This is a genomic window from Lentibacter algarum (assembly GCF_040580765.1).
In the GTDB taxonomy this organism is placed as follows: Bacteria; Pseudomonadota; Alphaproteobacteria; order Rhodobacterales; family Rhodobacteraceae; genus Lentibacter; species Lentibacter algarum.
The window spans coordinates 159,855-176,141 of sequence record NZ_CP158687.1 but is presented as its reverse complement, the minus strand read 5'-3'; the positions used below and the strand labels follow the sequence as shown (position 1 = coordinate 176,141).

15 protein-coding genes are annotated in these 16,287 nt (G+C 55.8%); 11 read left to right on the top strand and 4 right to left on the bottom strand.

Features of this window, described 5'->3' with window-relative positions; all coding sequences use genetic code 11:
• Both hisS and DSM117340_RS00780 read right to left on the bottom strand, forming a co-directional pair.
• A complete protein-coding gene (gene hisS / locus DSM117340_RS00785; protein WP_089887072.1) occupies positions 1–1,485 on the bottom strand; it encodes a histidine--tRNA ligase in 1,485 nt (494 codons plus the stop codon).
• Positions 1,486–1,566: 81 nt separating this feature from the next.
• Positions 1,567–1,884, bottom strand: coding sequence for an SH3 domain-containing protein (locus tag DSM117340_RS00780; protein WP_089887070.1), 318 nt, complete (start codon positions 1,882–1,884; stop codon positions 1,567–1,569).
• Positions 1,885–1,977: 93 nt separating this feature from the next.
• Between DSM117340_RS00780 and DSM117340_RS00775 the strand changes: the two genes are divergently transcribed.
• On the top strand, positions 1,978–2,172 hold the full coding sequence (locus DSM117340_RS00775) for a SlyX family protein (protein WP_089887068.1): 195 nt from the start codon (positions 1,978–1,980) through the stop codon (positions 2,170–2,172).
• 43 nt (positions 2,173–2,215) lie between these two features.
• Here the strand turns inward: DSM117340_RS00775 and DSM117340_RS00770 are convergent, their stop codons facing one another.
• Both DSM117340_RS00770 and dnaE read right to left on the bottom strand, forming a co-directional pair.
• Positions 2,216–3,253 carry a hypothetical protein gene (locus DSM117340_RS00770; protein ID WP_089887067.1) on the bottom strand — a complete coding sequence of 346 codons (1,038 nt, stop codon included), beginning with the start codon at positions 3,251–3,253 and terminating at the stop codon, positions 2,216–2,218.
• Positions 3,254–3,351: 98 nt separating this feature from the next.
• A complete protein-coding gene (gene dnaE / locus DSM117340_RS00765; protein WP_089887065.1) occupies positions 3,352–6,855 on the bottom strand; it encodes a DNA polymerase III subunit alpha in 3,504 nt (1,167 codons plus the stop codon).
• A gap of 272 nt (positions 6,856–7,127) precedes the next feature.
• Between dnaE and DSM117340_RS00760 the strand changes: the two genes are divergently transcribed.
• The 10 genes from DSM117340_RS00760 (at position 7,128) to DSM117340_RS00715 (ending at position 16,206) form a co-directional block, all read left to right on the top strand.
• Positions 7,128–7,712, top strand: a complete 585-nt coding sequence (locus DSM117340_RS00760; protein WP_089887062.1) for a dimethylsulfonioproprionate lyase family protein — start codon at positions 7,128–7,130, stop codon at positions 7,710–7,712.
• A gap of 297 nt (positions 7,713–8,009) precedes the next feature.
• A complete protein-coding gene (locus tag DSM117340_RS00755; RefSeq protein ID WP_089888838.1) occupies positions 8,010–9,527 on the top strand; it encodes an ABC transporter ATP-binding protein in 1,518 nt (505 codons plus the stop codon).
• Entirely contained in the window at positions 9,520–10,602 is a 1,083-nt protein-coding gene (locus DSM117340_RS00750; protein WP_089887060.1) for an ABC transporter permease, read from the top strand. The genes DSM117340_RS00755 and DSM117340_RS00750 overlap by 8 nt, the downstream gene beginning before the upstream one ends.
• The gene (locus DSM117340_RS00745) at positions 10,602–11,522 is read left to right on the top strand and encodes an ABC transporter permease (protein WP_089887059.1); all 921 of its coding nucleotides are present in this window, start codon (positions 10,602–10,604) and stop codon (positions 11,520–11,522) included. Before DSM117340_RS00750 ends, DSM117340_RS00745 begins: the two co-directional genes overlap by 1 nt.
• 44 nt (positions 11,523–11,566) lie before the next feature.
• Positions 11,567–12,640: a BMP family ABC transporter substrate-binding protein gene (locus tag DSM117340_RS00740; protein WP_089887057.1), complete on the top strand. Its 1,074-nt coding sequence runs from the start codon at positions 11,567–11,569 to the stop codon at positions 12,638–12,640.
• A 97-nt stretch (positions 12,641–12,737) separates the two neighbouring features.
• The gene (locus DSM117340_RS00735) at positions 12,738–13,817 is read left to right on the top strand and encodes an FAD-dependent oxidoreductase (protein WP_089887056.1); all 1,080 of its coding nucleotides are present in this window, start codon (positions 12,738–12,740) and stop codon (positions 13,815–13,817) included.
• Positions 13,814–14,473 carry a DUF938 domain-containing protein gene (locus tag DSM117340_RS00730; protein WP_089887054.1) on the top strand — a complete coding sequence of 220 codons (660 nt, stop codon included), beginning with the start codon at positions 13,814–13,816 and terminating at the stop codon, positions 14,471–14,473. Before DSM117340_RS00735 ends, DSM117340_RS00730 begins: the two co-directional genes overlap by 4 nt.
• Positions 14,474–14,539: 66 nt before the next feature.
• Positions 14,540–14,875: a carboxymuconolactone decarboxylase family protein gene (locus tag DSM117340_RS00725; protein ID WP_089887053.1), complete on the top strand. Its 336-nt coding sequence runs from the start codon at positions 14,540–14,542 to the stop codon at positions 14,873–14,875.
• Positions 14,876–14,936: 61 nt separating this feature from the next.
• Positions 14,937–15,371 carry a hypothetical protein gene (locus DSM117340_RS00720; protein ID WP_089887051.1) on the top strand — a complete coding sequence of 145 codons (435 nt, stop codon included), beginning with the start codon at positions 14,937–14,939 and terminating at the stop codon, positions 15,369–15,371.
• 61 nt (positions 15,372–15,432) lie between these two features.
• Positions 15,433–16,206 carry a GH25 family lysozyme gene (locus DSM117340_RS00715; RefSeq protein ID WP_271437414.1) on the top strand — a complete coding sequence of 258 codons (774 nt, stop codon included), beginning with the start codon at positions 15,433–15,435 and terminating at the stop codon, positions 16,204–16,206.
• Positions 16,207–16,287: the final 81 nt, after the last annotated feature.

Genomic DNA, 16,287 nt, shown 5'->3' with positions numbered 1-16,287 from the left:
TCAGTCCTGCCCGCTCAGAATTTCGCGAACCTTGCTCACAAGCTCGGCCCTTGGCACTTCAAACTGGCTGGGCCGCTCTTTCCACTCCTCATGGGTGGCATTCTCGGCAATTTTCGCGCCCAAAATCAGATCTTTGATCTGCACCACACCGCGCTCCTGCTCGTCAGAGCCCGCGATGATCGCCACAGGGCTCTCGCGCTTGTCCGCATACTTCAGTTGGTTGCCAAAGCTCTTGGGGTTGCCCAGATAAACCTCGGCTCTGATCCCCGCTTGGCGCAGCTCCGCGACCATCCCCTGATACTCCGCCATCCGCGCCTTATCCATGACTGTCACAACAACAGGCCCAGCCGCTTTGCCGCCGATCCGCCCCTTCTCGCGCAGCGCCGCAAGCAAGCGGTCCACACCAATCGAGACGCCCGTGGCGGGCACAGCCTGCCCCGTAAAGCGCTTTACAAGATCGTCATACCGTCCGCCGCCCGCAACAGAGCCAAACTGCCGCTTGCGGCCCTTTTCATCCAAGATTTCAAAGGTCAGCTCGGCTTCGTAAACAGGGCCAGTATAGTAGCCAAGGCCGCGCACAACGCTCGGGTCAATCACAATACGGTCCGCGCCATAGCCCTGCGCCTCAAGAAGCCCCGCAATCTCGGCGAGCTCGCCAATGCCTTCCGCGCCAATCGCACTTTCGCCAACAGCACCGCGCAAGTTTTCAAGCGTCTCTGCGTTGCTCGCGCCCTTCGCAATCAGGAATTGAACAACAGGCTCTGCCTGCGCATCACTCAAGCCTACGCCATCAATATAAGCGCCAGACGCGTCCAAACGCCCCTTGCCCAGAAGCTGGCGCACGCCGGCCTCTCCCACTTTGTCAAACTTGTCGATGGTGCGCAGCACGTCTGCTTGCTGCCCCGCATCAGACACGCCCATCGCCTCCAGCACACCGTTGAGAACCTTACGGTTATTCACCCGCACAATATAATCGCCGCGCGCAATTCCAACCTTCTCCAGCGTATCACTGAGCATCGCACAGATCTCGGCGTCAGCAGCAACAGAGGCCGTGCCAACCGTATCCGCATCACACTGATAAAACTGGCGGTAGCGCCCTGGTCCTGGCTTCTCGTTGCGCCAGACAGGGCCCATAGCATAACGGCGGTAAGGCGTCGGAAGGTCGTTGCGGTGCTGCGCATAGACCCGCGCCAAAGGCGCAGTCAGATCATAGCGCAAGGCCAGCCAGTCGCCTTTATCGTCCTCGTCAAACTCCTGCCAAGCAAAGACGCCTTCATTTGGGCGGTCCACATCGGGAAGGAACTTGCCCAGCGCCTCAACCGTCTCAACAGCGGCACTCTCCAGCGCGTCAAACCCGTAGTGGTGATACACCCCTGTGATCACGCGCAGCATCTCTGCGCGCTGGCTCACATCCTCGCCAAAATAGTCGCGGAAGCCCTTGGGCGTCTGCGCCTTGGGGCGTGGGGCTTTCTTTTCCTTGGCCATCGGGGTGTCCTTGCCTGAAACGGTCTAAATTCTTGTGAGCAGGCTCTAAAGGATCAAGCCCCAAGGAGCAAGAACAGAGCCTTATTCGCTTAAATCGACATGGCAAATATATTTGCCATAAACCCAGCCCTTTACACCTGCATAAGACCAATCTTGCGAGGATTGCTGCACAATCACCTCGCGCCAACCGTTTGTCGCATAGGGTTCCATGGTGATCACAAAGGTATCCGGCCCCAGTTTGCGGATCACATCGCAGCTGGTAGAACCACAACTCCGCAGCGCCAGAAAGTTATCACCCAGCGGGTTAAGCTTGCAGACGACAAATTGCTCCCCGTCATAGGCCTCAGCCGCGCCCGCCAAGACACTGGCCCCCAATAAAGCGATCATAAATTTGCGCATCTCAATACCTCCAAACCAATTCAACAGCCCAAGTCTGTCAGCCTCCTGAAAGCGGGGCTATGATGCAGATCAGAAACCCGCTAAAGAAACGCCATGGAATCTCTTGAAGAAAAAATCGCGCACCTTGAGCGCACAACAGACGAGCTTTCGTCAGTGATCGCGCGCCAAGACACAGAGATCGCCTTGCTCACGCGGCAGGTCCAAATCCTGCTGGACGCAGAGGCCAGCCGCAACCGCTCCGAAGGCGCACATATCTTCGGCGGCGACGAACGCCCACCACATTACTAAACCACATTAAAACCATCGTTATGGAGCCTCGAGAGCAGAGCCCTCACTCCATCGCAAGGACAGCACCATCGTGTAAAAGCACGTTGCGCCAGCTGAGCGCATCCACAAAGCGGTCATAGACCGTGATAAAGGCCGTGGTCTTTTCCAGCTGGCCCATCTTCGCGCCACAAGGCTTGCCTTTGCCCACGCCGCAAATGTCTTTCTTGGCAGCCTCATAAGCTTTGTCTGTCTCTGAGTACGGTTTGCCCCTCCATGGCGCGCCATAGCGCATCATTTCGTGGCTTTGTGCACTCGCAAAAAGCGCCAGCGCTCCCGTCACTTGACGAGGGCAGCCATCGTCAAATCCTGTGATGAAAAAGGGGCGTTGTTCCGTACTACCCACTGCGCTGTCATAAAGGCGGTATTTTCCCGCCGTCTCGACTTGTCGGCCCATCTCGGCTTTGGGCAAGGCGCAAACCCGCGCAATCTCGCCAAAGGCCAGCGGTGTTCCCGGCGCAATCTCTTGCGCATCTGGTCCTGTCAGCACATCGGCTTTCTTACGGCTGAAGAGCCCCTCGCCTCTGCGCGGTTCGCGCGCCTCTGTTTCTGGTGTAAAGGACGCCTCCACAACCTCGGCTTCAGGCGCAAGCTTCTCCGCTTCGGCCAATTCTTTTGCCGCATTTTCCGGGCGCGATTTTTCGTTTTGTTTCGGCTTCAAAAAGCCAAAAAGCGAGCGTGGCTGCGCGTCTTCGCTTACAGCGGCCACATCTGTTTCATCTCGTATTGCGCCTGTCGTTTCATCAGCAAGGGCCTCGCCTTCGGTCAGCGGCAAGGCTGGGGCAAACTCAGCACTCGATTCCGCCTCGCCCTCAAGGCTCTTAACCGCCTCATCGACCGCATCGGCGACAGGGTCTTCTGGTGTGCTAAACAGACGTTCAAAAAGCGGACGTTCATCTTGCGCAGCACTCGGCAGAGCCACAGCAGACGCCACATCAGAGCTTTCCTGAAGCTCCACATCCGCAAGCCGCGTCATTTTGCTCAAAGGGTCAGAGCAGCCAGCAGTCACAGCAACCAAAAACAAACATAAAAGCCAACGCGTCATGAAGCTTACCCTCTCCCTTTCACGCGTCTTAACCATTTGGTAACCATCGGTCCAGCACGGATAAATCTTGGTAAATATTCCGCGGTTTCCTGCTGGCCTCAGATATCCTGAACTTCGACAACCCCCGACAAGCTCTTGATCGCGCCTTTGATCTGCGGCGAAATCGGAAAGTCGCGTCCCGCCGTCAGCTCAACTTCGCCTGGTAGGCTCGGATCCATCAGGCAGAAATGCAGAGGCCCTTTACCCGCGCCCTGCGCTGCCTTGGCCGCATTCGCCAGCACTTCGGCCACCGCACTGATCGCGCCCTGATCTTCCACAAAAATTTTAAGCCCCGTCTGCCCCGCATCCGCCACCACCGCATCAATCGGTGCAAAGCTGCGCGCCAAAAGCTTGAGCTGGTCGCTCTCCATCGTGGCCTCGCAAGTCACAACGACTTTCGCACCCACTTCGAGATACTCGCGAGCTTTTTCGAGCGTATCGCTGAAGACGGTGACTTCATAGGCCCCGCTCACGTCCGAAAGCTGCACAAAGGCAAAGCGGTTCCCCCGCGCCGATTTGCGCTCTTGGCGCCCAGCAATCACACCCGCCATCTTGGCGAGAAACGGCCCGCCCTGCGCGCGCGCCTCAACCTCTTCCAGCGTGATCACCTGCTTGCGCTTGAGCGGCGCCATATAGTCGTCAAGCGGATGCCCCGAAAGGTAGAAGCCAACAGCCTTAAACTCCTCGCCAAGCCGCTCCGCAGGCAGCCAGTCCTGCACAGGCGAAAGCCGAGGCTCCGGCAGATCATCCCCCGCCTCACCAAACAGGCTCACTTGGTTGGAGTTCTTCTGCTCGGTCACTGCCGCCGAATACGCCATCAGCCCTTCAAGGCTGTCAAACACACGGCGGCGGTTGCGATCCAGCACATCAAATGCCCCCGCCCGCGCCAGCATCTCCAGAGGACGTTTGCCCACACGCTTGAGGTCCACCCGCCGTGCAAAGTCAAACAGCGTCACAAAAGGCGCATCGCCGCGCGCCTCGGTGATCAGCTTCATCGCCTCCACACCGACGTTCTTCAGCCCCCCCAGCGCATAATGCAGCACTTGGTCTTTAACCGTAAATGTCGCCGCCGAACGGTTCACACAAGGCGGCTCCCACTTCAGCTCGAGCCCCTTGCGAACCTCTTCAAAATAGACAGCCAGCTTATCAGTCAGATGGATATCGCAGTTCATCACGCCAGCCATAAACTCGACAGCGTGGTTCGCCTTCAGCCAAGCGGTCTGGTAGCTAACCACAGCATAGGCCGCCGCATGCGATTTGTTGAAACCGTAGTTGGCGAATTTTTCGAGCAAGTCAAAAACCTCAGATGCCTTCTTCTTGTCGACACCATTCTCCATCGCCCCCTTTTCAAACTTGGGGCGTTCTTTGGCCATTTCCTCAGCGATCTTTTTACCCATCGCACGGCGCAAAAGGTCAGCGCCACCAAGGCTATAACCCGCCATAACCTGAGCAATCTGCATAACCTGTTCTTGATAAACAATGATCCCTTGCGTTTCTTCAAGGATATGGTCAATCGACGGATGCACAGACTCGCGCTCTTTCAGCCCATTCTTCACTTCACAATATGTCGGAATATTCTCCATCGGGCCGGGGCGATACAGCGCCACAAGCGCAACAATATCCTCGATACAAGTCGGCTTCATGCGCTTGAGCGCATCCATCATCCCCGAACTTTCCACTTGGAACACAGCCACAGTCTTGGCCCGCGCATAGAGCTCGTATGATTTGGCGTCATCCAGCGGAATTGCACCAATATCGTTCTCCGCCCCCGCAGGCGGCTGATAAAGCTGCGTGCCATCCGCGGCTTGGTGCAAATCACGCCCCTCAGCGTGGATAAGGTCCACAGCGTTCTGGATCACTGTCAGGGTCTTCAGGCCCAAGAAGTCAAACTTCACGAGCCCCGCCTGCTCGACCCACTTCATGTTAAACTGCGTCGCTGGCATGTCCGAGCGCGGGTCTTGATACAGCGGCACAAGCGCGTCCAAAGGACGGTCGCCAATAACAACACCCGCCGCATGGGTCGAAGCATTCCGCAAAAGCCCCTCAACCTGCTGTCCATAGTCAAGCAAGCGCGCGACAACTTCTTCGTTCTTCGCCTCTTCGCGCAGGCGCGGCTCGTCCGCCAAAGCTTTCTCAATACTGACAGGCTTCACCCCTTCCACAGGGATCATCTTGCTAAGTCGGTCGACCTGCCCGTAAGGCATCTGCAACACGCGGCCAATATCGCGCACAGCCGCCTTGGAGAGCAGCGCACCAAAAGTAATAATCTGGCCAACTTTATCGCGGCCATATTTCTCCTGCACATAGCGGATCACTTCTTCACGGCGATCCATGCAAAAGTCGATGTCAAAGTCGGGCATGCTCACCCGTTCAGGGTTCAAGAACCGCTCAAACAGCAGCGAGTATCGCAAGGGGTCAAGGTCCGTCACCGTGAGCGCATAGGCCACAAGACTGCCCGCGCCCGAGCCTCGGCCAGGCCCAACAGGGATGTTATTGTCCTTGGCCCACTTGATGAAGTCCGCAACGATCAGAAAATAGCCCGGAAACCCCATGCCCTCAATAATATCGAGCTCAAAGTCGAGCCGCTTCTGATAGTCCTCAACAGACACAGCATGCGGAATAACAGCCAGCCGCGCCTGCAAACCCGCATTCGCTTGACGGCGCAGCTCGACAACCTCGTCATCGGCAAATTTCGGCAAGATCGGATCACGCTTATAGGCCTTAAAGGCGCAGCGCTTGGCAATCTCGATGGTGTTGTCGAGCGCCTCTGGCAAGTCGGCAAACAAGACAGCCATCTCTCGGGGTGACTTCATGTAATGCTGCGCCGTGAGGCGGCGGCGGTCGTCCTGTTGGTCCACATAGGCACCATCAGCAATACAGATCAGAGCATCATGCGCCTCATACATGCTCGACTTCGGGAAATAGACATCATTGGTCGCCACAAGCGGAAGGTTCATAGCATACGCCATCTCGACAAAGCCGCGCTCAGTCAGGCGTTCAGCCTCTGGCGTGCTTCCGTCTTCAGACGGATGGCGCTGAAGCTCAACATAGAGCCTGTCGCCAAACATATCCGCCAACGCATCCATCAGCGCCTGCGCCGCAGGGTCTTGCCCCGCGCGCAAAAGCCGCCCCACAGGCCCGTCTGGCCCGCCGGTCAAACAAATCAGATCGCCAGAATGCTCGCGCAGCTCCGCCAGCGTCACTTGAGGCAGCTCGCCGCCCTTGTCGATATAAAGACAGGAGTTGAGCTTCATCAGATGCTCATAGCCCGCCTCGCTTTGGGCCAGCAAAACGATCGGCGCTGGTGGGCGTGGCCGCTCACCGGGCTCAAGCTTGTGATACCCCAGATCAACCTGACAGCCGATGATCGGCTGAAGCCCCGCGCCCTTGGCCGCTTCCGAGAATTCAAGCGCACAGAACATATTATTCGTGTCCGTCACCGCGACAGCAGGCATGCCCATATCCGCACAAAGCTGTGGCAGCTTCTTCAGCCGCACCGCCCCCTCCAAAAGAGAGTATTCGGTATGGACGCGCAAATGAATGAATCGGGGTGTATTGCTCATGAGCGCAACCTAGCCCCCCAACGCCAGACTGAAAAGCATCAAGACGCACGCCCACATCACAGTTTGCCCGTCGCCGTCGTTTCCTCTTTCTCTAAATATCCCGGGGGTGCGGGGGTTGGCCCCCGCTGCGGCCTGTGCGCAGGGGCCAACCCCAAGCTCCGCAGGCCAGAGCCCAAGCAAACCTCCGATTGCGACGTTCAACATGTCAAATGCCCGACATCGATGTCGCTGCCCTACAAGACCACGGCTGACCACTGCTCAAACGTCAACCTATGGAACACGAAAACATCACCCAGACTTTGCTTCGTACGGTGCAAGCAGCCTATTGCGGCAACACCGATATGATCAATTTTGCGCCCTTTCCGGATGACATCGAACCACAGGCCGTTGCACCACTACATGAACACTGTTGTGACGTTTTCTTGAATGACACAGGTCTTCGATCAGAACGGTATCACGACCTTCAACAAGCAATCCGCAACGCAAGCGAAGTTGTTCATTGGCGCGACACCTACAAAGGCACTGATATCAGTGATGACTTCATGGCTCGCTTCGGATGTTACTGTATCATAGGCGATGATGCTCCCTTCACATCAAAGTCCATACGCCTCTGGATGGTCTACATGCCACCGCATCTCTATTACCCATGGCACAACCACCCCGCAGAAGAGATGTATATGGTTGTATCAGGGTCTGCGGCCTTCAGGCGCGAGGGCTGCCCCGAAGAGGAGCTTCTCGAAGGGGACACCTCGTTCCACACAAGCAACCAACCCCATGCCATGGAGACGTTTGAGACGCCCGTCTTGTGCCTCGTGGCATGGCGCGACAATTTCCATGCTCCGCCAGAGTTAACATAAAGGCGGCAATGCCCCCACAACCCCTCTCAGTGCGGCCCACCGAACGCCGCGTTATACATTTTTCGCCCAAAAAATTAACAAACAGGCGGTGTACGGATTGTGCACGGGTTGTGCACGCATATCACCCCCTGTTATTTCTCCCGTATTAACGAATTAACTTTTCGACTTTCGCCAAATCATTGAAAGAGCTTACCAAGACGGCGGCCATTCGAATCTTGCATGAAACAGGCTTTCAGCATTTGATGACCCGCAACAAATAAAGCGCATCCGATGGGGCAACCCGGAAAGGAAAACTGCGTGACAGGGACATTGCTTAAGATAGAGGGCCTCACCAAGGCCTACCCCGGTGTCGTGGCAAACGACAGTGTTTCTTTTGAGATAAAATACGGCGAAGTACATGCTTTGCTTGGAGAAAATGGCGCTGGCAAGTCGACACTCGTCAAAATGATCTACGGCCTCGTAAAGCCCGACAGTGGCACAATGCTGATGAATGGCGCGCCCTTCGCACCCCCCGAACCCCGCGCCGCCCGCGCCTCAGGCGTGGCCATGGTGTTTCAACATTTCTCGCTCTTTGACGCCTTGAATGTCGCCGAAAACATTGCGCTTGGAATGGAGCAACCACCAGCGATGCGTGATCTGGCCGAGAAAATCCGCACCGTCTCGGAAGACTACGGCCTCCCGCTTGACCCCTATAAAACCGTTGGAGACCTCTCAGCAGGCGAGCGGCAACGCGTTGAGATCATTAGATGTTTGCTACAAGACCCTAAGCTCTTGATCATGGATGAGCCTACCTCGGTTCTCACGCCGCAGGAGGTTGAAATCCTCTTTGAAACCCTGCGCAAACTCACAGCCGAGGGAGTGGCGATCCTTTATATCTCTCACAAACTCGAAGAAATTCGCGCCCTATGCGACGCCGCCACAATCCTGCGGCTTGGCAAAAATGTCGGAACCTGCATCCCCGCCGAAACCAGTGCCCGCGATATGGCCGAGCTCATGGTCGGAACAGAACTCCAGACCCCTAAAAGCGCAGGCGCTGCACTTGGCGATGTAGTCCTTGATATATCAGGACTTTCCATACCCTCGCCGAGCGCCTTCGGGACGCCCTTGCGCAACATTCACCTGCGTCTGCGATCAGGAGAAGTGCTCGGCATTGGCGGTGTAGCTGGCAACGGTCAAGACGAACTCCTGCTGGCACTGTCAGGAGAGATACGGACAGCCCATGACGCCGTTAAGCTCAAGGGCGAACCCATAGGGCAGTTGGCCCCCAATGCCCGCCGCATGCGCGGGCTTCTTACTGCCCCAGAAGAACGCCTAGGCCATGCCGCCGCTCCCAACATGAGCCTGACAGAAAACGCCCTCCTTACTGGCAACACACGCCGCGGGCTGTCAAGTCGTGGCTTCCTGAAGTGGGCCAAAGCTCGCAGTTTTGCTGAGGAAATCATCGAAAAATTTGATGTCCGCACCCCTGGCCCAGACAATGCTGCACGCTCGCTTTCTGGCGGCAATTTGCAGAAATTTGTGATAGGGCGTGAGGTCTTGCAAGACCCCGATGTGCTGATCGTCAACCAGCCCACATGGGGCGTTGATGCCTCCGCCGCTGCGAGTATCCGCCAAGCGATCCTTGATCTGGCAGCGGGCGGCACGGCCGTCATTGTCATCAGCCAAGACCTCGACGAACTGATGGAAGTAGCCGATAATTTTGCTGCCCTCAACGAGGGCCGCCTCACAGAAACCCGCCCAACCCAAGGCCTTACCATCGATGAAATCGGCCTCATGATGGGCGGGGCCCACGGAATGGAGGTGGCCCATGTTTAAACTCGAAAAACGCCCGCAGCCATCCAAGGCTTTTGCTTACCTCACCCCAATACTCGCCATCATCGCTACGATGATCGCAGGCGGCCTACTCTTTATGGCTCTTGGGAAAAACCCTTTTGAGGCCATCCGAACCATCTTCTGGGATCCACTCTTTGGTGAGTTTGCATTTTATTATCGCCCCCAGCTTCTCGTCAAAGGTGGCCCCCTGATCCTGATCGCAATCGGCCTTTCACTGGGCTTTCGAGCGGGGATTTGGAACATTGGCGCAGAAGGCCAGTATATCGTTGGAGCCATCTGTGGTGCAGGCGTGGGCCTTGCGTTTTACCCAATGGAGGCTTGGTATATCTTCCCGCTAATGATAACCGCAGGCGCCTTTGGTGGCTGGGCTTGGGCGATGATTCCTGCGCTCTTAAAAGTAAAGTTTCAAACCAATGAAATTCTTGTTTCGTTGATGCTCGTCTATGTCGCCGAGCAGCTTCTCGCCTCGATGTCACTGGGCTTACTCAAAAACCCAGACGGCCACGGCTTCCCAGGCTCGCGCAACTTGAAAGACTACCCAAGCGCCTTCAACGACGAAATCATCACAGGTTCGGGCATGCACTGGGGTGTCCTGACAGCGTTTATCGCAGTCATTTTCGCCTATATCCTGCTTAATCGTCACATGCTGGGCTTTTCTATCCGCCTGACAGGGGAAGCGCCGCGTGCAGCTAAGTTTTCCTCGGTCAATCCGACGCGCCTGATCCTCTTTTGCCTCGGCATGTCAGGTGCGCTGGCTGGGCTTGCAGGCATGTTCGAAGTCTCGGGGCCTGCGGGACAGATCAGCATTGATTTTAACACAGGCTATGGCTTTACAGCGATCATCGTCGCCTTCCTCGGACGCTTACATCCTGTCGGCATCCTTTTTGCAGGCCTTCTTATGGCTCTCACATATATCGGTGGTGAAATTGCCCAAGCAAATCTTGGGCTCCCAGCAGCAGCAATTCAGCTGTTCCAAGGCATGCTGCTCTTTTTTCTACTCGCCGTCGATTTGCTCACAAATTATAGCATCAAACGCGTAAAGACGGAGGCTTTGTAATGGACCTGTCTGCAATCAATCCCGCCCTTCTAATCGCATCACTGCTCGTGGCCGCTACACCCATCTTGCTGGCTGGCATAGGCGAGCTCGTTGTCGAGCGCGCGGGCGTACTTAACCTAGGCGTTGAGGGGATGATGATCACTGGAGCGATCTGCGGCTTCATGGCAACAATCATCACAGGCTCACCAGCCTTGGGCTTCGTATTCGCAGCCATTGGTGGCGCAGCACTGTCATTTCTCTTCGCACTTCTCACGCAATATGCCTTGGCCAATCAGGTCGCATCCGGTCTCGCATTGACGCTCTTTGGCCTCGGCCTATCCTCGCTCTTGGGGCAGGACTATGTCGGGCTAAAGCCCCCGTCGACTCCCAAGCTCGACATACCGATCCTTTCGGATTTGCCCTTCTTGGGCACAGTGCTCTTCAACCACGATGCCATCGTTTATCTCGGTATAGCTCTTGTTGCTGCCGTCTGGGCCACACTCAAGTACACCCGCGTTGGCCTTGTGCTGCGTGCTGTCGGAGAAAACCACGATGCCGCACATGCACTTGGCTACAAAGTTGTGCGCATTCGCGTGCTGGCAATCATGTTCGGCGGAGCCTGTGCTGGCCTTGGCGGTGCTTACATCAGCCTCATTCGTGTTCCACAATGGACAGAAGGTATGACAGCGGGCGCAGGCTGGATCGCCCTCGCGTTAGTCGTATTTGCCAGCTGGAAGCCATGGCGCGTTTTGCTCGGTGCTTGGCTTTTCGGCGGCGTGACCGTTTTACAGCTTAATTTACAGGCAGCAGGTGTCGCAATTCCTGTCGAATACTTGTCGATGTCGCCTTATATCATCACAATCCTTGTGCTTGTGATTATGTCCGCTGACAAATCACGCGCACCGGCTTCACTCGGTCGCATCTTCCACGCCTCGAGCTAATGCTTTAAGTTAACCACAGAATCCAACCTGGGAGACCACAGACTATGAAACTTACTCACCTTCTCGCCACAGCTGCCGTGGCGCTCGGCATGGCCACAAGTGCCTTCGCTGAAGACAAAACCAAAGTCGGCTTTGTCTATGTTGGCCCCGTCGGCGACGGCGGCTGGACCTATGAGCATAACAAAGGCCGCCTCGCTGTCGAAGCGGAGTTCGGCGATAAAGTCGAAACCGTTTTCGTTGAAAGCGTCCCAGAGGGCGCAGACGCCGAGCGTGTGATGACACAAATGGCCCTGCAAGGCGCCGATCTGATTTTCACAACGTCTTTTGGCTACATGGATCCAACGATCAATGTCGCGAAGAAATTCCCTGACGTGAAATTTGAGCATGCAACAGGCTACAAAACTGCCGAAAACGTCTCTGTTTACTCGGCACGCTTCTATGAAGGTCGTGCAATTCAGGGCCACATCGCTGGCAACATGACGGAAAGCAACATCATCGGCTACATCGGTTCGTTCCCGATCCCCGAAGTTATCCGCGGCATCAACTCAGCCTTCATTCACGCGCGCAAAGTAAACCCTGACGTGGAGTTCAAAATTGTTTGGGCCTACACATGGTTTGACCCGGCCAAAGAAGCAGATGCCGCCAAAGTTCTGATCGAACAAGGCGCAGATGTGATCCTTCAACACACCGACTCAACAGCACCACTCGCAGCCGCAGCTGCAGCTGGCAATGTTGTTGGCTTCGGTCAAGCGTCTGACATGGCTGAGTTTAAGGATGGCCCACGCGTTTCATCAATCATCGATGATTGGGCGCCCTACTACATCGCGCGCACAAAAGCCGTGATGGACGGAACATGGGAAACAATGAGCACATGGGACGGCATCGGCGCTGGCATGGTTGGAATTGGTGAAATCACAGACAAAGTACCAGCCAATGTAAAAGCCGAAGCGCTTGCCATGAAAGCCGCTCTCGCAGATGGCAGCTACCACGCGTTCACTGGCCCGATCAACAAACAGGACGGTTCTGCTTGGCTCGCCGAAGGTGAGACAGCTGACGATGGAACGCTTGCAGGTATGAACTTCTACGTTGAAGGCATCGAAGGCGAAATTCCACAATAAGCCTCACTAGGTTAAAATCACAAAGCCCCGCCTCACGGCGGGGCTTTTTTTGTGCCACAGCTTGTGCCAGAAGTGTCTCGTAACAGGAGCAAATCGAATGCACGACATTATCGTTATCGGCGGTGGAATCGCAGGCACATCAGTCGCCGCGCGTCTAGCCCCCCACGCCAAAGTGCTGTTGCTCGAAGCGGAAACAGCACTCGCCTATCATGCCTCTGGCCGCTCTGCCGCGCTATATGAGAGCAACTATGGTCTGCCCACCACGGTCGCTCTCAGCAAAGCGAGCAGTGACTATTTTCATACAGCAAACGGCGGATATCTAAGCCCACGAGGCCTCATGATCACTGCACGCGTTGACGAATTTGACGCCTTCCAAAAAGACAGTGAGACCCTCGGCCTTGAAGTCATAAGCCCGGCTGAAGCTCTCAAAATGCTGCCAATCCTCAACCCCGAAAAACTCGCTCACGCCTCCTATCACGCCGCCGCGTGGGATATTGATACCGACCGCATGGTACAGGATTTTGCTCGTGAGCTGCGCGCACATGGCGGCGAGATCAAACTCGGCGCTCCCGTGAAATCTATTGCACGCAATGGCGCGGGATGGGTCCTTGAAACACCCCTCGACAGCTATCAAGCAAAGCTCATTGTCAATGCATCCGGCGCTTGGGTTGATGAGATCGCCACGCTGGCCGGCCTTGCCCCAATCGGTTTTACCCCCCTTCGTAGGTCGATGGCTCGCATCCCCGCGCCTGGCGGGCACGATGTCTCAACCTGGCCTATGTTCTTTGGCGTTGGCGAAAGTTGGTACGCCAAGCCTGATGCAGGCTCGCTGATTGTATCTCCCGCAGAAGAAGACCCGATGCTGCCCATGGATGCTTGGGCCGACGATATGGTACTTGCAGAAGGTCTGGCCCGATACGAAGAGCTCGTGACAGAACCCGTTACACGGATCGAGGCAAATTGGGCGGGCCTGCGCACCTTCTCACCTGATCGCGCTCTGACGATCGGCTTTCATACCGACGCTCCTGATTTTTTCTGGCACGCTGGTCAGGGAGGCTATGGCTTCCAAACGGCGCCCGCAGCAAGCCAGCTGGCCGCTGATCTGATCCTCGGACAGGCACGCCAGCTTGACGCCAAGACCTGCGCTGCGCTCAGCCCTGAAAGGTTTGCCCAATGAGCACACCTCGCGATCTCTCCGCTGTTTCTGGGTATGCCGAAGATGAAGGCAACGGACGCCTTTACTCCCCGTCTGCCGCACGCAACATCGAGCCCATTGCTGATGTCCTCGCCCACCATGCACCAAAAGCAGGGCAAGCTCTCGAAATCGCCAGCGGCACAGGTCAGCACGTTGCTATTTTTGCGGGGCGCCTCCCCAATCTCGTCTGGCAGCCGACCGAAATCGATGCAGCCCGCTTAACAAGCGTTAATGCTTGGGCTGAGCATTCAGGCGAGCTCAACATTTTGCCCGCCATCCCCCTCAACGCCACTCAAAAAGGCTGGGGAGCCGCACATGCTGGCCAAGACCTAATCACCCTATCAAATCTACTCCACCTGATCAGTAAAACTGAAGCCCAAACGCTGATCTCGGAGGCGGGTAAAGCCTTGGCACCCCAAGGGGTTTTCCATATCTATGGCCCCTTCATGCGCGATGGCGAAACCACATCAGCGGGTGACGCTGAGTTTCACGCAAAACTTCAGGCCCAAGACCCAGATGTAGGCTATAAAGACGATTGGGACGTGATCGACTGGATCCACACCTCGGGTATGGACCTTGTTCAAGTTTTGGAAATGCCGTCAAACAATATTTCCTTCGTCGCAACGCGACCTTTCTGATCTAGGTCAAAGCTGACAAGCAATACTCGTGGTCTTCCTTCGAAAAATACATCGAAGGATCAGAATATGACTTGGCAAGCCAAACTTGACAGCACCCGCGATCAGCTCCGCGGATTGAATAAAACCATTCCAGACACAACCCGTGCTTTCGGCGCCTTGGGAAAGGCCGTCAAAGAGGGTGGAACGCTCGACTTCAAAACAAAAGAGTTTGTAGCCTTGGGTATCGCCGTTGTGAAACAATGCGATGCTTGTATCGCTCTCCATGTCGAAACATTGATCAAATCGGGCGCAAGCCGCGACGAAGTGAGCGACGTCCTCGCAATGTCCATCCAGATGGGTGGGGGACCAGCCATGATGTATGCCGCCAAAGCGCTTGAGTGCTTTGATGAGCTCGCCCAATAAAAGTGCGACGGAATTCAGACCGAGCGGCGTTTGACGCTCAGAAACAAAAATTGGACATACAATGAAACCCTTTCTCACCACTGCCGCCATTCTTTTGACTGCAAGCACCGCCTTCGCAAGCGGCCACGGCAATCCTGGCGCACATTTTATCGAAAACTGGGACACAAACGGCGACGCAATTGTTACCCTCGAAGAGGCCACAGAGCGCCGCGCGGATGTATTTAATGCCTTTGATGCCGATAGCGATGATATCTTGAACGCCGAAGAATACGATCAATTCGACGAAGCCCGCGCCAACGACATGAAAGAGAACGGAATGGGTGCTGGCAAGGGCAAGAACAATCCTGCCAATGGAATGGCGCGGGAGTACACCGATCAGGACAGCAACGGTCAGGTGAGCCGCGAGGAGTTCATCGCCTCTGTGCCAGATTGGTTCGCCCAAATTGACAAAAATAGTGATGGCGTCGTCACAAAAGACGACTTCGCAAAGCGTTGATCCGCCGAGCTGGAGAGCTTGCGGAGCAACACTGTTGACCCACAGTCAATAAGCCCTGACCTTGGCAACACTCGTCTTGTTTTGGGTGTTGCCGATGGTGCGTCTGTGTATCCTGTTCTTATTGCTCTTCAGCTCGCCAGCCTTGGCGGGGCCCCGGTTTGACGACAATGACCCCGTCGTCTTCAATGCGCCCGCGCCACACCAATTCCCGATTCACGGCATCGACGCCGCGAGATTTCAAGACAGTATAAACTGGCGCAAAGCCCATAAGGCTGGCGTCAGCTTCGCCTTTGTTAAAGCCACAGAAGGTGGTGATTTGCTGGACCCTATGTTCGCGTCTCACTGGCGCGGTGCACGGCGCGCAAATGTCCCCGTCGGCGCCTACCACTTCTACTACTTTTGTACGCCGGCCCGCGTGCAGGCCCGTTGGTTCATCAAAAATGTGCCCAAGTCCAAGGGCGCACTGCCGCCCGTCCTTGATATGGAATGGAATCCGTTCTCTCCAAGCTGCAAACTGCGCCCACCAGCGGGGCAAGTCCGTCGCAACATGAGTATATTCATGGCGATGCTCGAAAAGCATTACGGCCAGCGTCCCATAATTTACACGACACCTGTTTTCTTCAAAGAAAACGACCTTGGCCGCCTCAAAGGAGAAGAGTTCTGGCTGCGTTCTACGGCCAAAACACCCGCAGAAGTCTACGCCGGACAAGATTGGCACTTCTGGCAATACACCAGCACAGGTGTCATCGACGGTATAGACGGCGCAGTGGATATCAATCTGTTCAATGGATCACGGAAAGATTGGCAGAACTGGCTCAAAAGTCGCGCCCGCTAAGCCGCAACTGTGTCTTTTTTCTTTCCCTAACAATCCCGACTGTGTGCGGACAAAGCCCCCACACAGTCGGATTTGCAAAGC